Origin of the sequence: Stenotrophomonas sp. 2YAF26 (genome assembly GCF_052114625.1) — a bacterium.
Classification (GTDB): Bacteria; Pseudomonadota; Gammaproteobacteria; order Xanthomonadales; family Xanthomonadaceae; genus Stenotrophomonas; species Stenotrophomonas indicatrix.
This window is the reverse complement of record NZ_JBFRFC010000020.1, coordinates 1-21,634: the sequence shown is the minus strand read 5'-3', so window position 1 is coordinate 21,634 and position 21,634 is coordinate 1. Positions and strand designations below refer to the sequence as shown.

The window sequence follows — 21,634 nt, the reverse complement described above, 5'->3', positions numbered from 1 at the left end:
TGGATCTACTCGCGGAATCTGCTTTCTGTAGAGCCGAGCCATGCTCGGCTGCTGTTCGCGCGGTGATGAAATGAGTCGAGCATGGCTCGACTCTACAGTTCAGGCGGGCAGCGCGCCTGTTCCTGCGCACACGCCCGTTTCGTCCATTCCTTCAATACCGGCTGAAGGCCTCCGTAGCGCCGTCCCTGCCAGCCATTGGCCAGCACCGTGCCCTGCGCATCGATCAGCACCAGGTTGGGGGGTGCCGGGCCCGCCAATGCCTGCAGTGCCGGCATGCGCTTCGCGCGACGCGGGTCCAGCACCGGCCACGGCATGTCCTGCAGCTGCATGTAGCGCCGCAGCGCCGCCTCGCTTTCATCCAGGCTGACATACACCACTTCGGTATCGGCGCCGGCCTCGCGCAGCGCGTCGCGCACGCCGCGCAGGGTCGGCACGAAAGCGTGGCAGGGCGCGCACCAGTCGGCGCCGAAGTACAGCGCGATCAGCGTTGGCGGTGGCGACCACTGCATCGGGCGCAGGGCACGTGGCTCAGGCCGCATCAGCGAGGCGGAGACCTGCGCATGCAGGTCGGCAGCCACTGCCGGCCATGCCAGTGCCAGCAACAGCGCGGGCAGCCAGCTAGAACGCATAGCGCAGGTTGACGTACCACGAGCGGGCGAAGCGAGGACCGTACACGTAATCGCTGTCGCGCAGCGCGCCGCTTTCCAGATCCTTCTGCCGCTGGTCGAACACGTTCTTGACCCCCGCCGCCACCGACACTTCCTGCTGTGCCTGGGCACCCAGATGGCGATGCCAGCGCGCGCCGAGGTCGGTGACCAGGAAGGCGCGGGTGCGATGCAGCTCGCCCAGCCGGTTGTTGAGCACCGGCATCGATCCGGTGTGGCGCAGCGCCAGGAACGCCTCCCAGGGCTCGGCCGGCATCCAGCTGAGTTGGGCCAGGCCGGTCCAGCGCGGGGTTTTCAGATAGTCGCGGCTGTCGATGACGGTGTCGCCGCCGTCGGCGGTGTCGTCGAAGATGCGCTGCGGCTCGCGGAACTGCGAGCGGTACCACGATGCGCCGGCAGTCAGCCGCCACTGCGGGGAGGGCTGCCAGCCGAGGTTGGTTTCCACGCCCAGCACGTTCGAGCCGGAGGCGTTGTAGCGCAGCTGCGTCAGCTGGCCATCATCGCCGCGCTGGATCTCACCCAGCGCGAAGGTATCGCGGATGCGTGCGTAGGACGCGGTGGCATCCCAGCTCCATACCGGGTCGGCCGGGTCGGAGCGCCAGTCGAACCCGAACAGGGTGGTCAGCGCGCGCTCCTCCTTCAGGCCACGGGTGTTGCGCACGCGCACCTGCTCGCCGCCGAGGGTATCGACGTGGACATCCTCGACGAAGATTTCCGGCGCACGGAAGCCGGTGGCGATGCCCGCTCGCCATTTCAGCCGTGGCGTCGCCTGCCAGGCCAGGGCGATACGCGGTGAGAACACGGCGCTGTCCAGTTCCGAACTCTTGTCCACGCGCGCGCCCAGCACCAGGTCGACGTCCTCGCGTACGCTCCATTCGTCCTGCACGAACGCGCCGAGGTTGTGGAAGGTTGCATCCTCGAGCACGGCCAGGCGCTGGCCGGCACCATCGCGATTGTCGTCACGCAGGCCCTCATGCTTGTACTGAACGCCGAACGCCAGCGTGTGTGCACCCAGCCGCCAGTTCAACTGGCTGTCGATGTAGTGCAGCGGGTTGTGGGTGCGCCCGTACTGGCGCCATGAGCGTGATGCGGCGCTGCCCGGTACGTTCGGGTCCAGTTGCGAAGGATCGTAGCCGGGTGCGGACGGATCGGTGACCACGTCGCCGAGTCCGCCATAGAAGCTGTCGCGGTCGATGTCGGCGAAGGCATAGGCCAGGCGGAAGTCGACGTCGCCGCTTACCTCCTGGTCCCATGACAGGCTGCCGCGGCGGTAGTTCGTGTCCAGCGATTCGGCGATGTTGGCCAGGTGTTCGGGCTGGTCCAGGCGGTTGCCACCGCGACGGCTCTCATCGGTCACCTGCAGGTCCAACCGCAGGCGCGTGCCCGGAGTGGGCGCATACCAGGCCTGCAGGCCACCGACCTTGAGGTTCTTGCGGGTGATCTCGGTATAGCCGTCGCCGTTGTAGTCGATGCCGCTGTTCCAGTTGCGCTGGGCGATCACCGACAGTCCCGCGTCGGCTTCGCTGGCGACCAGATCCAGGCGCACGTCGGCGTTCTTCTGCGGCGTGCCCTTCAGAACATCCACGCCCGCCTGCACATGGCCGCCGCTGCGTGCGGGCAGCGGCGGAACCAGATTGATGACACCGGCTACAGCGCCCGGCCCGTACAGCGACGAACCACCGCCCTTGACCACTTCGATGCGGTCGACGAAGCCGGCGGGAATCTGTTCCAGTCCATACACACTGCCCAGCGTGGACAACAGTGGAATGCCATCGAACAGCAGCTGGTTGTAGGCACCGGGAAGGCCCAGCAGCTGCACTTCGCTGGTGTTGCAGTTCTGGCAGTTGCTCTCCACCCGCAGGCCGTTGATCAGCTCGGCCGCGCGGGAGAAGTCGGTGGCCGCGCGCAAAGCGATGTCTTCCTTGCGCAGTACCTCGGTGCGGATCGGCACGTCCGACAGCAGGCGTTCGCTGCGGGTGGCCGTGCTGACTTTCACCTGCACGCGGTCCAGCTCGGTAGGCGAAGGCGGTGCGGCGAATGCGGTCACCGGCAGGGTGGCGGCAATACCGGCAGCCAGCGGCAGCCGGCGGAGAAGGGAGGCAGCAATGCGCATGAGGGCGTCGTCCTTGGGGAGGGAGGGCGGCGAGGGCGACCTGGCTGGCCCACATGAAAGCAGATGGTCATCAACATAGCAATTGCTATATCAGGGTCTCGACGCGTGCGTGAACCGTGGCCTTTACTCGAACGCAAGTGTTATAACATTACACAATGCGCGCGCAAGCGTGCCGGTGGTCATGCACCGGAAGCGGTCAGCCGCGGCGGAAGGCGGCGGGAGTGCGCGCGCCGACGATGATCATGCGGATCATCGTGGAGATCTGTTCGACCAGTTCCGGATCGTTCTCAGGGGGTTGGTCCATGGCCGAAGCGCCCATCGCAAACACCAGCCGGGTGATCGCCATCGACACCAGTTCCGGCTTGTACAGCACCGCGCCATCCAGTGCGGCCAGGCGCACCAGGTCATGCTGCAGTTCTTCTTCGAAGTAGTGCAGTTCGCGTTCGACCGCGTGCTTGAAATCGTCCGAGCCGACCGCGCCTTCGCGTAACAGTACGTGCAGCAGCTTGTCGTCGGCACGCAGCTGTTCCATGAAGGTTTCCACCGACACGCGCACCACGCTGGTGGCGCTGGACGTAGCGCGCTGGCGGGCTTCACCGATGATGGTGCGCAGCGAGCGCCCAGCCACGTCGATCAAGGCGACGGCCAGTTCGTCCATGTCGCGGAACTGGCGGTAGAAGCTGTTGGGTGCGATGCCCGCCTCGCGCGCGACTTCGCGCAGGCTGAGGGTGGAGAGGCTGCGATGCGGGCCGATCAGTTTCAACGCGGCGGCCAGCAGATCTTCGCGGCTCACCGTACGGCGGGCCGGGCTGCTGGCATCTTCAGGCGGAGACAGAACGGTGGCGGCGGCCATGGTACTTCCGGAGGGGCAAGGCTGAATCATACCCAATCCGGTGCAATATACACATGTATACACAGCTGTGTGTGCGGCCGTATAGTGCATCCATGAGCGCTGTCGTCCGTCCTTCCCTGTTTTCCCCGTACCGCTGGCTGTCGCCGTCGCTGTTCGACTTCTGGGCGGGCCAGCTGAATCCGTTGTGGACCCTGCGTGAGCCGATGGCCCGCCTGGTGCGGCGCGAGCCGGCCGGCGAGGGCGCCGCCACCCTGGTCCTGCGCTGCAACCGGCACTGGGCCGGGATGCGCGCCGGCCAGCACGTCACCCTGGGCGTCGAGCTTGAGGGGCGTGTATTGCGCCGCAGCTACAGCCCGACCCGCCTGGGCCGTCGTGAGCTGGCCATTACCGTCAAGGCGGTGGAAGGCGGCAAGGTCAGCCAGCATCTCGTAGCGCATGCCAAGCCAGGCGACCTGTTCCGGCTGGATGCGGCCTTCGGTGATTTCCACATGCCCGCCGCAGCGCCGGTACTTCTGCTGGCGGCCGGCAGCGGCATCACGCCCATGCGCAGCCTGCTGCGCGACGCCTGCCAGCGCCCGCTGGCGGCGCCGGTCGACCTGTTCTACTGGGAGCGCAGCGCCGCGGCGTTCCAGTTCCGTGATGAGTTGCAGGCGCTGGCCGCAGCGAACCCGAACCTGCGCGTGCATCTGCTGACCACCCGCGAAGGCGAGGTGCCGGCCGCGCGCATCGACAGCCACACGTTGGCCGTTGCCGGTGACGACACCCCGCTGGCGCAGCGCCATGTGCTGGCCTGTGGCCCGGATGGCTTCGTTGCCGCTGCGCGCACGCGGCTGGCGCAGCAGGTGGCCGGCTTCCAGGCTGAAGCCTTTACGCCGCCTGCGGCACTCAGTGATGCCGACAGCCTGGGTGAGGTCGCATTGACCCTGGCCCGCAGCGGCCGGCGGCTGATCGTGCCGCGTGGCCGCTCGCTGCTGGAAAGCCTGGAGGCGCAGGGCATCGCGCCCAAGCACGGCTGCCGCATGGGCATCTGCAACAGCTGTACCTGTGAACGCGTCAGTGGCACCACCCGCCACCTGCGCACCGGCGACACCCAGTCCGAAACGGCCGTGCCGGTGCGGATCTGCGTGAGCGCGCCGACCACCGACCTGACCCTGGATCTCTGAGGACTCCGCTGCCATGACCCGCGCTACCGACCGTGCCCTGAGCCCTGCCGAGATGCAGACGTTTGGTGAGGAACTCGATGCGATCCGCGACCGTGTGATCGGCAGCCTCGGCGCCTCCGACACCCGTTACATCCGCCGCGTCGCAGCGGCTGTGCGCTGGTCCGGCGTGCTCGGCCGCAGCCTGCTGTTCCTGGGCGCGTTCTCTCCGTTGTTCTGGGCGCCGCTGCTGTGGCCGGCCTGCATCGCCGGCACGCTGCTGCTGGCGCTGGCCAAGATCCTGGAAAACATGGAGCTGGGCCACAACGTGATGCACGGCCAGTACGACTGGACCGGCGATCCCAAGCTCAACGGCAACACCTACGAATGGGACATCGTTGCCACCGCCGACAACTGGCGCAAGACCCATAATTTCCGCCACCACACCTACACCAACGTGCGTGGCATGGACGATGACATCGGCTATGGCCTGCTGCGCATCTTCCCGGAACAGCGCTGGAAGCCGTTCTACCTGCTGCAGCCGATCATCGCACCGATCTTCGCGCTGCTGTTCCAGTGGGGCGTGGCGGCGCAGGACCTGCGCCTGGGGCGCTGGTTCAAGGGCCGCATCAGCAGCCGTGCGATGTGGCTGCAGACCCGTCCGGTGGCACGCAAGATGATCCGCCAGGTGCTGAAGGACTACGTGTTCTTCCCGCTGCTGGCCGGTCCGTTCTTCCTGCCGGTGATGCTGGGCAACATGGTGGCCAACGGCCTGCGCAACATCTGGACCTACGTGATCATCTTCTGCGGCCACTTCACCGCCGAATCGGAAACCTTCCCGAAGGAATGCCTGCGCAATGAATCGCGTGGCCACTGGTACCTGCGCCAGCTGCGCGGTTCGTCCAACATCAGCGGTGGTTTCGTGATCAACGTGCTGTCGGGCAACCTCAGCCACCAGATCGAGCACCACTTCTACCCGGACCTGCCGGCCAACCGCTATGCGGCCATCGCCAAGGAAGTGAAGGAAATCTGCCGGCGCTATGGCCAGCACTACAACAACGGCTCGCTGCCGCGGCAGTTCACCCAGGTGGTCTGGCGTATCCTGCGCCACGCGTTCCCGAGCAAGCCGCGCCGCCTGCCGATGCCGGACATCATGCCGGCTCCGGCGTCGGCCAACGCCGGCTGAGTCTTCAGCCGGCCTTCGCCAACAGCGCAGGCGAATCGCGATCCAGCCTGCGCAGGAACACCTGCATTTCCTTGCGGGCCTGCTGGTCGCCCTTGCTGCCGGCCACGCTGAGCCCGCGCTGCCACGCTTCGCGCGCCGCCTGCGGCTGGCCACCAGCCAGCCAGGCCTTGCCCAGCAGCTTCCACGCCGCCGAGTAGTCCGGGTCCAGCACCACGCAGCGGCCCAGATGGGTGGCTGCGCGTACCGAGTCGCCGGCATCCAGCCAGCTCTTGCCCAGGCCGAAGCGCAGCAGTGCGCTGTCCTTGCCGGCGGCAAGCATCCTCTCCAGCGTTTCGATGTCCATCAGCGCACCTCCAGCAGGGTTTCCACCGGTCCCGCCTGGAAGCGGCCGCGATGGAACAGCAGCGGTGCGCCGCCTGCTTCCTGCACATCGACAATGCGCCCGGCCAGCAACAGGTGATCGCCGACCGGCCACTGCGCGTGGCGGGTGCAGGTGAGGTGGACCACGGCGCCGGCGATACGCGGTGGCGCGTCTTCGCCGTCGTCCAGCAAGGGCACATCGGTGAATCGATGGCGCACCTGCGGATCAGCGAATCGGCGCGCCAGGGCTTCCTGGCCGGCGCCGAGCACGCTGATCGCGAACCGGGTGGCGCGCTGGAACGTGGACAGGCTCTGCGCATGCAGGGCGAGGTTCCATAGCACCAGTGGCGGCTGCAGCGAAATCGGCACGAACGAGTTGATGGTCAGTCCCTGCGGTTTTCCCTGTGCGTCGCGGGCGCAGACGATCGCCACGCCGGTAGGGAAATGGCCGAGCAACCGCCGCAGCGCACGCGGCGGCAGGCTGACCGATGGCACCGGTGCCGGAGCGGGGAACACCCCCGCCCACGGCCCGGCGTATGCACCGGAGTCCGCGTTCATGCGGCCCTGGCCTGGCGGTAGCGCCGGCCGACCTCGGCCCAGTTGATGAGGTTGAAGAACGCGCCGATGTAGTCCGGGCGACGGTTCTGGTAATGCAGGTAGTACGCGTGCTCCCAGACATCCAGGGCAAGGATCGGGGTATTGCCGGAGGCGCCAGCCGATGCGCCCATCAGCGGGCTGTCCTGGTTGGCGGTGCTCTCGACCTGCAGGCGGCCTTGGTGATCGACGGTGAGCCACGCCCAGCCACTGCCGAAACGGGTCTGCGCCGCTTTGCTGAACGCCTCCTTGAAGGCGTCGTAGCCACCGAGGTCGCGATCGATGGCCGCGGCAAGCTCGTCATCGGCGGTGCCGCCATTGGCGCTGAGCACGGTCCAGAACAGGCTGTGGTTGGCGTGGCCGCCGCCGTTGTTGCGCACTGCACCGCGGATCGATTCGGGCAGGGCGTCGAGGTCGGCGATCAGGGTTTCTACCGGTTGTGCCGGCAGGCTCGCCTGTTCCAGCGCGGCATTGAGGTTGTTGACGTAGGCCTGGTGATGCTTGCTGTGATGGATTTCCATCGTGCGCGCATCGAAGTGCGGCTCGAGGGCGTCGTAGGCATAGGGGAGGGCGGGAAGCAAGTACGGCATCGAGACAGTCTCCGTGGGGAAGGCCAGGGGTATGGCCGTGGGGAGACTGTTATCGCACCTCAACATTGGTTGAGGTCAAGCGGGCAACGCAGCTTCAGTAGTGCCAGCCCATGGCTGGCAGCTTCATGTACTTCGAGCTGCCAGCCATGGGCTGSCACTACTGAACCCGCTTTTAGAACCCTCGCCGGCACTACCTGTATCCGTCGAATCCTGCGTCTGGCGTCAGCTCAACCATTCCTTGCAGCCGCTATCAACCTGATCACCACAGGCCGCCTGCATCCGCTGCTGCAACCGTGCCAGCGTGTCCGCACCCTTGTGCTTCGCGCTCCACGCATGCAGCTGCCCCGCCAACCGCTCGAAGCGCTGACGCGTGCGCTGGTGGTAGCCGGATGGCTGCTTGTCCAGCTCGGCGATCAACGCCTCGGTGGCCTGCTCGATACGCGGTGCATCATCCGGCGCCAGCCGCAGCAGGCCTTCCACGTACAGCACGCCCCACTGCACGCGCGTGGCAGGCCCCTGCGCGCCTTCATAGGCACGCTTCAGCCATTCCAGGGCGCCGGCGGTATCACCACGCTGCTCGGCCAGTTCGGCCAGCTCCGGCATGTAGTAGTAAGGCTGCTCGCTGCGCTTCAGCTCTGCCAGCAGCAAGGCCTCGGCGCCCGCATCGTCATCGACCTGACGCAGCGCGTAGACGGCGCTGCTGATGGTGGCCTGGCGCGCGTGTGCGTCGGTGGCGGCGGCATCGGCGGCGGCCACGCGCTGCTTTACCCGCTGCACCAGTGCTGCCGGCAGCGCGCCTTCAGGCTGCTGCTGGCGCGCCAGCGCCAACTCGGTCAACGCACGTGACAAGGCATCGTCTGCGCGATCACCACGCGCGGCATCGGCACGTTCCAGCGCGACCAGCAACTGCTGGCCGAGGGCATTGCTGCTGGCCGGACCGGCGCTGGCCTGCTTGACCAGCCCGGCGCCGGCATACCCCAGCAGCTCGCGGTTGCGACGTACCTCCGCCGGTTGTGCCAGCACCGCCTGCAACAGTTCGCGTACCTGGGTGGGCGCTGCCGTCGGTTTCTCGGCGGTAGCCAACGCGAGCAGCGCGAAGCGACGCTGCAGCGCAGGCTCCGGTGCGGCCTTGGCCAGCTGCTGCAGCACGTCCTGGGCGCTGCGCTTGCCAGCCAGGCGGTTGGCATCCACCTCCCAGCCGTAATCGCCCAGCACCTGCCAGTCTTCGGCGCCAAGCGTGGCCGGCGTCGCCAGCGCGGTCGCAAGTGTTTCGGCGACAGCGCTGCGGCGGCTGGCGGCGACGGTCAGGGCCCGGGTCAGTTCGGCCGCGTCGTTGCCGCCGGCCACGCGGGTGATTTCGTTGCGCTGCGGGTCGAGCACGATCAGGGTCGGATAGCCGCGCACGCCGAAGCGTTCGCCCCATGCCTGCGCGCCTTCTTCGTCGCCGTCCAGGTAGACCGGCACGAATTTGCCGGTCAGTGCGATGAAGGCCGGATCCTTGAACAGCCCCGCCTTGAGCTGATTGCACGGCGGGCACCACACCGCGCCCCAGTACAGCAGCACCGGCTTGCCACTCTCGGCGGCTTCGTTGAAGGCATCATCCACGTCGCCCTGGCGCCAGGCGATGGCGGAGGCCGGCGCGGTGGCTGCCGCCTGCGCCGTCGGCACCGGAGCGGAAGCGGGGGAGCAGGCGCTCAGGGCCGAGGCCAGCAGCAACATGGAAAGCGCGACGCGCATCGGCAGCATCTCGAAGGACAGGGTGATGGGGCCATTGTAGGAACGGTCAGGGTGCTGGCTGATGCAGTTTGCTTATGTCGCCCGCGCAGCACGGCATGTGGGCTGGGCATCAGTGCGGACCAGGGTCCGCACCCACCGGAGCGGGCACGGTCAGCACCAGCGGCTGGTAGATCAGGCCGTTGAACTGGCCGACGTCACCATCCAGCACGAATCCATAGTGTTCGTAGGCGGGCACGGCGTTGAGCGAGGCGCGCACGGTCATCTGCGGACCACGCACCTGCGGCAGGACCGCCTGCAGCAGGGCACGACCAATGCCTTGCCCCTGCAGTTCCGGCGCGACGAACAGCATTGCCAGATGCTGGCCGGCCTTCAGTTCCACCACGCCGACCACCCGGCCTTCCTGTTCAGCCACGAGGATGTCGTTGTCGCCCTGCAGGCGTTCGGCGAACGCAGACGCTGCGGCCACCGTGCCGAACGTGGCGATGCCCTCGGCGGTGAGCATGGGCGCAACGGCTGCAGTGAACGCCGTCATGCACACCGCGCTGATCGCGGGCAGGTCATCGAGGTGGGCGGGGCGGATCCTGGTCATGCGCTGTACTTCCTGTGGCGGGACGACATCAATGCCCCACGCTAAGCTGGCGGCATGACTGATTTCAATCCCGCCCATGCACGTCTGTTTCCAACGCAGGGCCTCAGCCTTGGCCTGATGACGCCGGTGGCCGCACACGGCCTGGCCGCTCCACATGAGGCGCGACGCATTGCGCGGCTGGCCGATGATCTCGGTTTCGCCGCGCTGTGGACCCGCGATGTGCCGTTGATGGTGCCGCAGGGGCCGGATGCGACTGCCAGTGCGCTGGATGATCCGTTCCTGTGGTTGGGCATGCTGGCCGCGGCGACCGAACGCATCGTGATCGGCACTGCGGCCATCGTGCTGCCATTGCGGCAACCGCTGCAGGTGGCGAAGTCGGCGTTGAGCCTGGACCGGATCAGCGGTGGGCGCTTCGTGCTGGGCCTTGGGTCGGGCGATCGACCTGAGGAATTCGCAGCATTCGGCGAGGATCTGCAGGGCAGGGCAGGTACCTTCCGCGAACGCTGGTCGCTGCTGCGTGCGGCGCTGTCGCCAGAACCGTCCGAGCGTGCGCCGGTGTTGCAGGCAACCGGTGGATACGACGTACTTCCCGCGCCGGCAAGGCGCATTCCGATGCTGGTGGTCGGTACTGCGCGGCAGAGCCTGCAGTGGATCGCACGCGAGGCCGAAGGCTGGGCGACCTATCATCGCGAAGAGACCGCGCAGGAAGGGCGCATCGGTCTGTGGCAGCAGGCGCTGGCCCAGAGCGGCGGCGCGCCCAAGCCATTCGTGCAGTCGATGCTGCTGGACCTGCAGGCCGATCCAACTGCGCCGGCGGAGCCGCTGCCGCTGGGCCTTAAGGTGGGCCGCGATGGCCTGCGGGGGTACCTGCAACGCGTACACGCGCAGGGCGTGGCGCATGTGATGTTCAACCTGGTGGACAACGGCCGGCCGGTGGATGACGTACTGGGCGAGATAGGCGAGCACGTCCTGCCCGATACGCATCGGTAGGTGTCCACCTTGGTGGACGCACGGCAGGTATCCGGCATGTTCGCATCTGCGTATCATTCGCATTTGATATCCAGCGCTGGAGCCCTGCGTGACCCACCGTAACCCGCTGCACCCAACCGGGCGCCTTTTCGCCGTCGTCGCCTTCATCGAGGCCATCACCTGGGCCGGTCTGCTGGCCGGCATGTGGCTCAAGTACGGCCCGCAGGCCAACGTCGCGCTGGTGAAGCTGTTCGGGCCGCTGCATGGCGTGGCGTTCCTGGTCTACGTGGCGGTGACTCTGTTTGCGGCGCTGCGCCTGCGCTGGCCATGGTGGGCAACGGGGTTGGCCTTGCTGGCTGCGATTCCGCCGCTGGTGACACTGCCGCTGGAGTGGTGGTTCAAGCGTCGCGGCCTGCTGTCAGTACGCGCAGGGCGGTGATGCACCCGCAGGTGCGCCACCGTTAAGCGAATGGGTATCAAATGCAAATGCGAGCCGTTATCATTTAAGGATGGCGTCGCCGCCTGACAGGGCGACGTCGCGCGGGGTGCGGATGCGCCCGGCGTTCCCTCCCTGGTTACGGTTGGTGTTCCATGCATTCACGTCCCGTGGTTCCCGGCTTGCCGGCGCTGGTGTTGGCTGCCCTGATCGGCACCATGGCGATGATGTCCTTCGTCGCCGTCATCGGCCCGGTGGTCCGCCTGCTGGGCCTGTCCGAATGGCATGCCGGTCTATCGGTGACTGCTGCAGGCGTGTTGTGGATGCTGGCCGCTCGCCCGTGGGGCCAGCTCAGCGACCGCATCGGCCGCAAGCGCGTGTTGATGCTGGCGATGAGTGCCTACACCGTGGTCTACCTCGCGCTGGCGGTGTTCATTGATGTCGCGCTGCAGACGATACCGCCGGTGCTGGTCTCGGTGCTGGTGCTGGTCGGTGCGCGTGGCCTGATCGGCCTGTTCTACGCGGCTGTGCCGCCGACCGCTGCCGCGCTGATCGCCGACAAGGCACCCACCGGCCAACGTACGAAATTCCTCGCCCGCCTTGGCAGCGCCAACGCGCTGGGGATGGTGCTGGGTCCGGCTGCTGCCGGATGGCTTGCCTACAAGAACCTGCCGCTGGCGCTGTACGTGGCTGCGCTGTTGCCGCTGCTCGCGCTGGGCCTGCTGGTCTGGCGCCTGCCGGCCACGCCGCCGGTGGCAGCCGCACACAGCCGCAACCGCGTACCGCTGTCGCGCCTCGACCGGCGGCTGCGCCTGCCTCAGATGGCCGCGTTCGTGGCGATGGTGTCGGTGACCATCGCCCAGGTCACGGTCGGCTTCTTCGCCATTGATCGTTTCGGCCTGGATGCAGCCGAAGGTGCGCGCATGGCCGGCATCGCACTGACTGCAGTCGGCGTGGGCCTGATCCTCGCGCAGGGGCTGGTGATGAAACTGGACGTGCATCCCCGGCGCTGGATCATCCTCGGCGCACTGATCGCAGGCATCGGCTTTGCGTCGGTGGCGGCGGTGCAGCAGACCTGGCAGTTGCCGGCAGCCTACGCGCTTGCAGCGTTCGGCATGGGCTTCGTGTTCCCCTCGTTCCAGGCGTTGGCCGCCGATGCGGTGCAGGCGCACGAACAGGGTGCGGCGGCCGGCACCGTCGCGGCGGCACAGGGGTTGGGCATGGTGGCCGGGCCGATGCTCGGCACCCTGTTGTATCGCGGCGGTGCCAGCCTGCCTTACCTGCTGGTCGGCGTGCTGCTGCTGGTGCTGTGCGTGCTGGCCGCAGCGTATCGGATGAAGGAGACCCCATGAACGATTCCCTGATTCAGGACGCGTGGCCGGAGGCTGCGTCGATGCTGTCCGAGCCCACCGCCGAAGCGTCGCTGTTCCTGCTGCGGCAGGCCGATCAGCAGATGCACGCGCGCGGCTGCCGCGCACCCTTGCCGACCGGTGCGCTGGCCACGCTGGCCGAGCGCGTGGCGACGTTCTTCGCGCAGCAGCGCGGTGGGCCGGGTCTGCTGGTCGGCGCGGTGCCGTTCGAGCCGCGCGCCGATGATGCGTTGTACCAGCCCGAGCGCCTGCTGCCGGCATTGCCCGTACAGTCGCAGGCGGCGCCGGCGCTGTCCGGAGCGCTGACTGCCGAGCCCTCGGCGCAGGCGTATGCAGCGGCCGTGGCCGACGCGGTCAGCGCGATGCGCGCGCCGGACCCGGAGCTGCACAAGGTGGTACTGGCGCGCAGCCTGTTGGCGCACACGCAGCAGGCGCTGTCACCGGAAATGCTGCTGGCCCGCCTCGGCACCGATCCTTCGGTGGCGACCTACGCCGTGCCGCTGCCGGTGGACGTTGGCCAGGCGCCGGCATGGCTGGTGGGGGCGACACCGGAGCTGCTGCTGCGCAAACGCGGTGCGCAGGTGCTGTCGCATCCGCTGGCCGGTTCGGCCAGGCGCAGTGCCGATCCGGTTGCGGACGAGCGCGCCGCGCAGGCGTTGCTGGCATCGGCGAAGGATCATGACGAACACCGGCATGTGGTCGACGCCATTGTCGATGGCCTCTCGCCCTGGTGCAGTCACATCGAAGCGCAGCCACGCCCGGTGCTGCACGCCACCGCCAGCATGTGGCATCTGGGTACGCGCATCCACGCCACGCTGAAGGACGCTGCTACGTCGGCGGCGACCCTGCTGGCCGAGCTGCATCCCACCCCGGCCGTCTGCGGTACCCCGCGGCTGCAGGCACTGCAGCGCATCCGTGCGCTGGAACCGGTGCCGCGCGGCTTCTATGCAGGTGCGGTGGGCTGGCTCGATGCACAGGGGGACGGCGACTGGTATGTGGCGATCCGCTGCGCGCGCCTGCAGGGCACCCAGCTGCGCCTGTATGCCGGCGCCGGCATCGTCGCCGACTCGCAACCCGAGGCCGAAGTGGCCGAAACCGCCGCCAAGTTTGCTGCCCTGCTGAACGCATTGGGCGTGCAGGACCCGCTGTCCCTGATCGAGGTATCCGCATGACGCCGTCCACCGTTGATTCGCGCCTGCCGCTGCAACAGCAATGGCCTGAAGCGCTGGTCGCGCGCTATCGGGCCGCAGGTCATTGGCGTGGCGAAACCTTCCCGGGTTTCCTGCGCGAACGCGCCGAGCGCCATGCCGATGACATCGCGGTGGTGGCTGGCGATGTGCGCCTGAGCTATGCGCAGCTCTGGCATGAGGCCGGGCGCATCGGCGCCGGGCTGCTGGCGCTGGGCCTGCAGCCCGGCGAGCGCGTGCTGGTGCAGCTGGGCAATACGGCCGGTTTCATCGCGACGGTCTGTGGCCTGTTCCGCGCCGGGCTGGTGCCTGTGTACGCGCTGCCGGCACATCGCATCACCGAGCTGGCCCACTTTGCGCGCGAGGCCGAGGCCAGTGCCTACATCAGTACCGATGTCCATGAAGGCTTCGATCATCGTGGCCTGGCGCGCGCGCTGCAGGCGGAAGTGCCGGCGGTACGCCACGTACTGATCGACGGCGATGCGGCCGAGTTCGTCGCGCTGGAATCGCTGCAGGGCGATCGCAGCCAGCTGCCGGCCGATCCTGATCCGCAGTCGGTGGCGTTCCTGCAGATCTCCGGCGGCAGCACCGGGCTGTCAAAGCTCATTCCGCGCACGCACGACGATTACATCTACTCGTTCCGCGCCAGCAACGAAATCTGTGGCATCGACCGCGACAGCGTGTACCTGGTTGCGCTGCCGGCAGCACACAACTTCCCGATGAGCTCGCCGGGTTTCTTCGGTGCGCTGTACGCCGGCGCCCGCGTGGTGCTCAGCCCAGGCCCCGGCCCGGATGCGGCATTTCCGTTGATCGCACGCGAGAAGGTGACCTGCTGTGGTCTGGTGCCGCCCCTGGCGCTGCTGTGGGCGCAGGCGGCGGCGACCAGCAGGCACGATCTGTCCAGCCTGCGGGTGCTGCAGGTCGGGGGAGCGAAGCTGGTGCCGGAAGCCGCGCGGCGGGTCATCGATGGCCTCGGTTGCACGTTGCAGCAGGTGTTCGGCATGGCCGAAGGCCTGGTCAACTACACCCGGCTGGATGACCCGCAGGAGCTGATTGTCGCTTGCCAGGGCAGGCCGATCAGCGAGGACGATGAAGTGCGCGTGGTCGACGACCACGACCAGCCCGTTGCCGAAGGCGAGGTCGGGCATCTGCTCACGCGCGGTCCGTACACTATCCGCAGTTACCACAATGACGCGGCGGCCAACGCGCGCTCGTTCACCGACGACGGCTTCTACCGCACCGGCGACCGCGTGCAGCAGCTGCCCGGCGGCTATCTGGTGGTGCAGGGCCGTGCCGGCGACCACATCAACCGGGCGGGCGAGAAGATCTCCGCCGAGGAGATCGAAGACCATCTGCTGGCCCATCCCGGCGTATTCGACGCCGCCGTGGTCTCCATTCCTGACGACTACCTGGGCGAGCGCAGCTGTGCCTTCGTGATCCAGCAGGGCGAGGCGATCAAGGCGCCGGCGCTGAAGGCGTGGATGCGCGGGCGTGGCCTGGCCGCGTTCAAGGTGCCCGATCAGATTGTTTTCGTGGACAGTTTCGACACCACGGCGGTTGGCAAGATCAGTCGCCGCGAACTGCGCGCGCAGCTGCGCGCGCGTCATCTGCAACAGACAGGAGGAACGCGCTGATGGCGCTGCCCCGCATTACCCCGTATTCCCTGCCGACCGCTGCGGAACTGCCGCAGGCGCGAGGCGCCTGGCGCCCCCAGCGTGATCGTGTTGCCTTGCTGGTACACGACATGCAGCGCTATTTCCTCGCCGCATTCGACGCCGGCAACGCGCCGCTGYAGCCGGCGGTGGACAACATCGCGCGCCTGCTGGGACATTGCCGTACGCACGGCATTCCGGTGTTCTACACCGCCCAGCACGGCGACCAGGACCGCCGCGACCGCGGCCTGCAGGCAGACCTGTGGGGCCCGGGCATGGGCCGGCGTGCCGACCACGAGCCGATCATCGACGCACTCGCGCCGCAGCCGGGCGAGCATGTGCTGGTCAAGCACCGCTACAGCGCGTTCCAGCGCAGCAATCTGGAAACGCTGATGCGCGTGCGCGGCCGCGACCAGTTGCTGATCACCGGCGTCTACGCGCACATCGGATGCACCGCGACGGCGGTGGAGGCGTTCCAGCGTGACATCGAGACGTTCATCGCTGCCGATGCCGTGGCCGATTTCTCGCGTGCCGACCATGACCAGGCGCTGCACTGGATCGCCCGCACGTGCGGCGTACCGATGACCACCGACCAGCTGCTGGAGGCAATGTGATGAACGCGACGACCGAAACCTTGACCCTGGAGCGCATGCGCGCCGACGTCGCCCGCGTGCTGGACTGCCACGCGGCGGACATCGGCGATGATGACAACCTGATCGATCTGGATCTGGATTCGATGCGCATGCTGGGGCTGGTGCTGGCCTGGGGCAACACCGGGCTGCCACTGGAGTTCGCGCAGCTGGCTGAGCACACCACGCTGCGCCAGTGGTGGGCGGTGGTGCAGCAGCTGCAGGCCGCGCAGACGGCATGAGCGGATCGCCGCTGCCGCTGACCGAGGCGCAGGCAGGGCTGTGGTTTGCCCAGCGGCTGGCACCGCAGAATCCTGCATTCAATACCGCGCACGCGGTGTGGATCGAGGGTTCGCTGGATGTGCCGGCGTTCACCGCTGCCGCCAACCAGGCCGCCGTCGAGGCCGAGGCGCTGGCGTTGCGTTTCGCCGAGGCCGAGGACGGCCAGCCCGTGCAGTGGCACGAGCCCGCGCGGGTGCCATTGCTGCAGCTGCGCGATGTCGCCGCGGCCGATGATCCGCAGCAGACGGCGCGTACGGCGATGCTGGCTGACCGCTGCAGCGCGGTCGACCCGACCCGCGACCGGCTGAGCCAGCAGGTGCTGTTCGACCTGGGTGGCCAGCGCTGGGCCTGGTACCTGCGCGTGCATCACCTGGCCACCGATGGCTATGGCATGGCGCTGTTCACTGACCGCGTCTGCGCCCTGTATGCGGGCCGCACCGGTAGTGCGCTGCCAGGGTTGGCGGGCGTGCTGGCCGATGATGCCAGCTACCGCAGTGATGCGCGCCGCGACGTCGACCGGCAGTGGTGGTTGCAGGCGCTGCAGGGCGCCCCGGCCTCCACCGGCCTGGCCGGCACCGCCGCGGCCAGTGACGATGCACTGCGCTGGGTGCAGCCGGTGGACCCCGCCTTGCGCGAGCGCCTGCTGCAGGTCTCGGCATCGTGGCTGCAGCCGTGGCCGGATGTGCTTGCCGCGTTGGCCGCCGAGTATGTGCGTCGCATGAGCGCGTCCGAGGAAGTCGTGCTCGGGGTGCCGTACATGGCGCGGCTTGGCAATGCGGCGGCGCGGGTGCCGGCGATGGTGATGAACGTGCTGCCGCTGCGGGTAGCGGGCGGCGAGGGCGGCGTCGAGGAATTCTGCCGGCGCATCGGGCGCCAGCTCAGCCAGAGCCGCAAGCATGGGCGCTACCGTGGCGAACAGCTGCGTCGTGACCTCGGCCTGGTCGGTGCACAGCACCGTCTGCATGGGCCGTTGATCAACGTACAGCCGTTCTACAAGCCGCTGGCGCTGCCGGGTGTGCAGGCCTCACTGGAAGTGCTGAGCACCGGCCCGGTTGACGACCTGACACTGGGCTTCCGTGGCGATGGACAGACCCTGCTGGATCTGGAGGTTGAAGCAAACCCGGCCCTTTATGGGCTGGATGACATGAAGGCGCATGCCCGGCGGCTGCTGCATTTCGTGTCGGCCGCGCTGCTGGCCGAAGACATCGCGACGGTGCCGCTGGCCACGCCGGAAGAATCGAAGCAGGTCGTGCATGGTTTCAATGCCACCACGCATGCGCTGCCTGACACGACCCTGGTCGAACTGCTGCAGCAGGGCATGGACCGCGATCCGTCGGCAGCGGCGCTGGTGTTCGGCGATACGACGCTGGACCATGCTGCGCTGGAGGCGCGCAGCTTCGCCCTGGCCGCGCAGCTGCGCTCGCTGGGCGTGGGCCCGGGCACGGTCGTTGCCGTAGCGCTGCCGCGTTCGCTGGAACTGGTGATTGCGTTGCTGGCGGTGCTGCGTGCAGGCGGCGCGTACCTGCCACTGGACCTTGCCCATCCCGCGGAGCGCCTGGCGCGGATTCTGGCGTCGGCGCAGCCGGTCTGCGTATTGGCAGAGGCCCGCGTGCAATCCCGTCTTTCAGATGTGCCGGTGCTGCCGCCGGAGCAGTGGACCGACGTGAGCTTTGCCGCACCCTGGCCGGGCCCGATGGGCGACGATGCGGCCTATGTGATCTATACCTCCGGTTCGACCGGCGAGCCCAAGGGCGTGGTGATCGAACACCGCGCCATCGTCAATCGCCTGCTGTGGATGCGCGAGCACTATGGCATGGGTGCCGACGACCGGATTCTGCAGAAGACCCCGGCAACGTTCGACGTATCGGTCTGGGAATTCTTCCTGCCACTGCTGTGCGGCGCGACGCTGGTGTTGGCGGGGCCGGACGCACACCGCGATCCGACCGAGCTGGCGCGGTTGATCCGCGTGCATGGCGTCACCACCGCACATTTCGTACCGTCGATGCTGGATGCGTTCCTGGCGGCACCGGCCTCACAGGACCTGCTGTTGCGGCGCGTGTTCACCAGTGGCGAGGCGCTGGATGCCGCACTGCGCGAACGCTTCCACGCGCGGGTACATGCCGAACTGCACAATCTGTATGGGCCGACCGAAGCGGCAGTGGATGTGAGCTGGTGGCCAGCCTCGGCCGATGACCGCTCGCGCCCGGTGCCGATCGGTTTCCCGGTCTGGAACACCCGCCTGTATGTGCTGGACGCACGGCTGCAGCCCGTGCCGGTGGGCGTAGCCGGTGACCTGTACCTCGGCGGTGTGCAGTTGGCGCGCGGCTATCTCGGCCGCGACGACCTGACTGCCGAGCGCTTCCTGGCGGATCCGTTCCTGCCGGGTGAGCGCATCTACCGCACCGGCGACGTGGCACGCTGGCGGGGCGACGGTGCTGTCGAGTACCTGGGGCGCAGCGACCATCAGGTAAAGCTGCGCGGCCTGCGCATCGAACTTGGCGAGATTGAAGCAGCATTGCGCGAGCTGCCTGGAATGGACCGGGTGGAAGTACTGTTGCGCGATGATCTACCCGGCGAGGCGCGGCTGGTCGCCTATGTGCCGACGGCGCTGCTCGATGCAGCGGCGCTGCGCAGCCATCTGCTGGCGCGGGTGCCGGACTACATGGTGCCGTCTGCGTTCGTGGGCGTGGATCAGTGGCCGGTGACCGCCAATGGCAAGCTGGACCGGTCTGCGCTGCCGAAACCGCCGCAGCAGGACGTTGCTGGGCAGGCGCCGCGTACGCCGCTGGAGCAGGAACTGGCCGGGCTGTTCGCACAGGCGCTGGGGCGTGAACTGCCGGTGGCGGTTGATGTGGATTTCTTCAGCATCGGAGGCGACTCCCTGTCGGCCGTGCACCTGCTGCTGTCCATCGAGCAGCGCTGGCGTTGCGAGCTGGGGCTGGGCGCGCTGTTCGCGCAGCCGACCGTAGCCGCGCTGGCGGCACGCATTGCCGAGCCGCCCGCACGCGCGGATCACGCGCTGGGGCCGGTGATTGCGCTGTCTGCATCCGACGAGGCAACCGCAGCCCCCCTGTTCGTACTGCACCCGGCAGGCGGCATTGCCTGGAACTATCGCGCACTGGCCCGGGCGCTGCAGCCAACGCGCGCGGTGTACGGGCTTCAGTCGCCCGCGCTCGATGCCACGCAACCGCTGCCAGGCAGCATCGAGGCCATGGCCAATGACTATGTGCAGCGGGTGATCACGCTGCAGCCACAGGGGCCGATCCATCTGCTCGGCTGGTCGGTGGGGGGCATCCTCGCGCAGGCGATGGCCGTGCGCCTGCACGACATCGGTCGCGAGGTCGGCGAACTGGTGCTGCTCGATGCCTATCCCAGCGAATGCTGGCGTGCCGAACCGGAGCCCGACCCGATCGCGGCGCTGCGGGCGCTGTTGGCCATCGCCGGGCATGACCCGGACGCGCATCCGGAACTGGACGATCGCGAGCGCATCCGCGCCTTCCTGCGGCGCGGCGGCAGCGCGCTGGGCAGCCTGCCCGAGGTTGTGCTCGACGGCGTGGTACGGGCGGTGACCGGAACCAATCGACTGATCCGCGAACACCAGCACCGACCTTTCGTAGGAACGCTGGCGCATGTGCGGGCCGGACGCGATCATCAGGCACGGCCGCAGTTGCAGTCCGCGCTATGGAAGGCACATGCGCTGCAGGTGGATGCCATCGAGCTGCCGTTCCTGCACGCCGAACTGACCGGGCGTGATGCGGTGGCGCAGCTGGCACCGTGGTTGTCGGCGCGGCTGCAGCAGTGGGACAGGCAACAGGAGAGCGCAACATGCAGCTGACGGGTTTTGAAGGGAATGTGGCGCTGGTGACCGGCGCAGCCGGCGGTATCGGCGCGGCATTGGTGGGGCAACTGCTGGACGCAGGGTGCCGGGTCGTGGCAACTGATCGCGAGCGACCTGCGCTGGCGACCGACGATGGGCGCGTGCGGGCTTTCGCACTGGACGTCACCGACGGTGCGGCCGTGGACGCCCTGGTAAACCAGGTGGAAGCCACGGTGGGACCGATCATGTTGGCGGCCAGCGTGGCGGGCGTGCTGCATGTCGGCGATGTCGTGGACACCCGTGACGCGGATTGGCGCAGGGTGTTCGCGGTCAATGCCGATGGTGTGTTCCATGTCGGCCGCGCACTGGCACGGGTGATGTCGCCGCGACGGCAAGGTGCCATCGTGACCGTCAGTTCCAACGCGGCGGGCGTGCCACGGCATGGCATGGCCGCCTATGCTGCCTCGAAGGCGGCGGCGACGATGTTCACCCGCTGCCTGGGCCTGGAGCTGGCGCCGCTGGGCATCCGCTGCAATATCGTTGCGCCGGGCTCCACGCTGACCCCGATGCAGACCGGCATGTGGGAAGACGAGCAGGGCGCGGCACGGGTGATCGCTGGCAATCCCGTGACCTACAAAGCGGGCATTCCCTTGCGCAAGCTGGCCACGCCGGAGGACATCGCGCAGGCGGTGATGTTCCTGCTGTCCGAGCAGGCCGGGCACGTGGCGATGAGTGACCTGTACGTGGACGGTGGCGCTACGCTGCGCGGGTGACGGGGTCTGGGACACCGCCGGGCGGGGTTCATGAGTTGCCGGCCAGCGGCCGGCACTACCAAGGGTTAGCGGCGCGGGATTTTCCTGTCGGGTAGTGCCGGCCGCTGGCCGGCAACCTCAGCCAATCGGCAGGAGGATCCTCATGGAATCTCGCGCTGTTCCCCGACAGCCAATGATGGCCGCTTGATCCACGATGGGCCATGAGCAGCGATCTCCTGCGCCATGGGCGGCGTTCCATCATCGGTCAGGTCTACGTGCTGACCACAACAACGTACCAGCGCCGCCGACGCTTTGAATGTGATGCCACCGCAGGCTGTGTAGCCAGCCAGTTTCAGGACCTCGAGCGACGAGGCCTTGTTCAGTCGCTTGCCTGGGTGGTGATGCCGGATCATGTGCATTGGATGTTGCAACTGCGTGCGTCGGAGCTGGCGGGCATCGCCCGTCGGTTCAAGTCATCCAGCGCGTTGGCCTTGAATCGGCTGACCGGTCATCGTGGGGTGGTCTGGCAGCCCGGGTACTTCGATCATGCGGTCAGGGCAGAGGAATCGTTGCATCGCCAGGCTCTGTATATCCTGGGCAATCCCATTCGGGCGGGCCTGGCCAGGGAGATTGGCGAGTATCCCTACGCGTGGTCGATCTGGTAGTGCCGGCCGCTGGCCGGCAACCAGGCGGTGCGTCCGGAGGTTCATGAAG

The 21,634-nt window shown here is 67.9% G+C and carries 20 protein-coding genes; 12 read left to right on the top strand and 8 right to left on the bottom strand.

The features are described from left to right. Positions 1 to 92 precede the first annotated feature (92 nt). The 3 genes from AB4Y98_RS17830 to fabR form a co-directional block, all read right to left on the bottom strand. Positions 93 to 629, bottom strand: coding sequence for a thioredoxin-like domain-containing protein (locus AB4Y98_RS17830; RefSeq protein ID WP_442244821.1), 537 nt, complete (start codon positions 627 to 629; stop codon positions 93 to 95). Then, complete coding sequence (locus AB4Y98_RS17825) at positions 619 to 2,778, bottom strand: TonB-dependent receptor plug domain-containing protein (protein WP_442244820.1); 2,160 nt, start codon at positions 2,776 to 2,778, stop codon at positions 619 to 621. The genes AB4Y98_RS17830 and AB4Y98_RS17825 overlap by 11 nt, the downstream gene beginning before the upstream one ends. A 196-nt stretch (positions 2,779 to 2,974) precedes the next feature. After that, positions 2,975 to 3,631, bottom strand: a complete 657-nt coding sequence (gene fabR, locus AB4Y98_RS17820; RefSeq protein WP_025878574.1) for an HTH-type transcriptional repressor FabR — start codon at positions 3,629 to 3,631, stop codon at positions 2,975 to 2,977. A gap of 92 nt (positions 3,632 to 3,723) precedes the next feature. Between fabR and AB4Y98_RS17815 the strand changes: the two genes are divergently transcribed. Beyond that, positions 3,724 to 4,794: a ferredoxin reductase gene (locus tag AB4Y98_RS17815; RefSeq protein ID WP_051584920.1), complete on the top strand. Its 1,071-nt coding sequence runs from the start codon at positions 3,724 to 3,726 to the stop codon at positions 4,792 to 4,794. Between the two features lie 13 nt (positions 4,795 to 4,807). Beyond that, positions 4,808 to 5,956, top strand: a complete 1,149-nt coding sequence (locus tag AB4Y98_RS17810) for a fatty acid desaturase family protein (RefSeq protein WP_025878576.1) — start codon at positions 4,808 to 4,810, stop codon at positions 5,954 to 5,956. A 4-nt stretch (positions 5,957 to 5,960) separates the two neighbouring features. Here the strand turns inward: AB4Y98_RS17810 and AB4Y98_RS17805 are convergent, their stop codons facing one another. The 5 genes from AB4Y98_RS17805 to AB4Y98_RS17785 all read right to left on the bottom strand — a co-directional run bounded on the left by AB4Y98_RS17805 (position 5,961) and on the right by AB4Y98_RS17785 (position 9,826). After that, positions 5,961 to 6,299, bottom strand: coding sequence for a tetratricopeptide repeat protein (locus tag AB4Y98_RS17805; protein WP_442244819.1), 339 nt, complete (start codon positions 6,297 to 6,299; stop codon positions 5,961 to 5,963). Then, entirely contained in the window at positions 6,299 to 6,874 is a 576-nt protein-coding gene (locus tag AB4Y98_RS17800; protein ID WP_032975319.1) for a flavin reductase family protein, read from the bottom strand. Before AB4Y98_RS17800 ends, AB4Y98_RS17805 begins: the two co-directional genes overlap by 1 nt. Next, a complete protein-coding gene (locus AB4Y98_RS17795; protein WP_442244818.1) occupies positions 6,871 to 7,500 on the bottom strand; it encodes a superoxide dismutase in 630 nt (209 codons plus the stop codon). Before AB4Y98_RS17795 ends, AB4Y98_RS17800 begins: the two co-directional genes overlap by 4 nt. A gap of 222 nt (positions 7,501 to 7,722) precedes the next feature. Then, the gene (locus AB4Y98_RS17790; RefSeq protein WP_442244817.1) at positions 7,723 to 9,246 is read right to left on the bottom strand and encodes a thioredoxin family protein; all 1,524 of its coding nucleotides are present in this window, start codon (positions 9,244 to 9,246) and stop codon (positions 7,723 to 7,725) included. Positions 9,247 to 9,346: 100 nt separating this feature from the next. Further along, entirely contained in the window at positions 9,347 to 9,826 is a 480-nt protein-coding gene (locus AB4Y98_RS17785) for a GNAT family N-acetyltransferase (RefSeq protein WP_312787963.1), read from the bottom strand. A 54-nt stretch (positions 9,827 to 9,880) separates the two neighbouring features. Between AB4Y98_RS17785 and AB4Y98_RS17780 the strand changes: the two genes are divergently transcribed. From AB4Y98_RS17780 to AB4Y98_RS17735, 10 genes are all read left to right on the top strand, one after another. Next, positions 9,881 to 10,816, top strand: coding sequence for a TIGR03571 family LLM class oxidoreductase (locus AB4Y98_RS17780; RefSeq protein WP_442244816.1), 936 nt, complete (start codon positions 9,881 to 9,883; stop codon positions 10,814 to 10,816). Positions 10,817 to 10,904: 88 nt separating this feature from the next. Continuing rightward, positions 10,905 to 11,234 carry a DUF3817 domain-containing protein gene (locus AB4Y98_RS17775; protein ID WP_223495305.1) on the top strand — a complete coding sequence of 110 codons (330 nt, stop codon included), beginning with the start codon at positions 10,905 to 10,907 and terminating at the stop codon, positions 11,232 to 11,234. A gap of 152 nt (positions 11,235 to 11,386) precedes the next feature. Then, the gene (locus AB4Y98_RS17770; protein WP_442244815.1) at positions 11,387 to 12,583 is read left to right on the top strand and encodes an MFS transporter; all 1,197 of its coding nucleotides are present in this window, start codon (positions 11,387 to 11,389) and stop codon (positions 12,581 to 12,583) included. Continuing rightward, a complete protein-coding gene (locus AB4Y98_RS17765; protein ID WP_442244814.1) occupies positions 12,580 to 13,773 on the top strand; it encodes an isochorismate synthase in 1,194 nt (397 codons plus the stop codon). The genes AB4Y98_RS17770 and AB4Y98_RS17765 overlap by 4 nt, the downstream gene beginning before the upstream one ends. Next, a complete protein-coding gene (locus AB4Y98_RS17760; protein ID WP_442244813.1) occupies positions 13,770 to 15,422 on the top strand; it encodes a (2,3-dihydroxybenzoyl)adenylate synthase in 1,653 nt (550 codons plus the stop codon). The genes AB4Y98_RS17765 and AB4Y98_RS17760 overlap by 4 nt, the downstream gene beginning before the upstream one ends. Further along, positions 15,422 to 16,054 (top strand): isochorismatase family protein, encoded by a 633-nt coding sequence (locus AB4Y98_RS17755; protein WP_442244812.1) that lies wholly within the window; start codon positions 15,422 to 15,424, stop codon positions 16,052 to 16,054. The genes AB4Y98_RS17760 and AB4Y98_RS17755 overlap by 1 nt, the downstream gene beginning before the upstream one ends. Then, positions 16,054 to 16,311: a phosphopantetheine-binding protein gene (locus AB4Y98_RS17750; RefSeq protein WP_088100136.1), complete on the top strand. Its 258-nt coding sequence runs from the start codon at positions 16,054 to 16,056 to the stop codon at positions 16,309 to 16,311. Before AB4Y98_RS17755 ends, AB4Y98_RS17750 begins: the two co-directional genes overlap by 1 nt. Next, positions 16,308 to 20,186 carry an amino acid adenylation domain-containing protein gene (locus tag AB4Y98_RS17745; RefSeq protein WP_442244811.1) on the top strand — a complete coding sequence of 1,293 codons (3,879 nt, stop codon included), beginning with the start codon at positions 16,308 to 16,310 and terminating at the stop codon, positions 20,184 to 20,186. Before AB4Y98_RS17750 ends, AB4Y98_RS17745 begins: the two co-directional genes overlap by 4 nt. Next, the gene (locus tag AB4Y98_RS17740) at positions 20,177 to 20,941 is read left to right on the top strand and encodes a 2,3-dihydro-2,3-dihydroxybenzoate dehydrogenase (protein WP_442244810.1); all 765 of its coding nucleotides are present in this window, start codon (positions 20,177 to 20,179) and stop codon (positions 20,939 to 20,941) included. The genes AB4Y98_RS17745 and AB4Y98_RS17740 overlap by 10 nt, the downstream gene beginning before the upstream one ends. 200 nt (positions 20,942 to 21,141) lie before the next feature. After that, entirely contained in the window at positions 21,142 to 21,585 is a 444-nt protein-coding gene (locus tag AB4Y98_RS17735) for an REP-associated tyrosine transposase (protein WP_312787382.1), read from the top strand. The last annotated feature ends 49 nt before the right edge of the window (positions 21,586 to 21,634 follow it).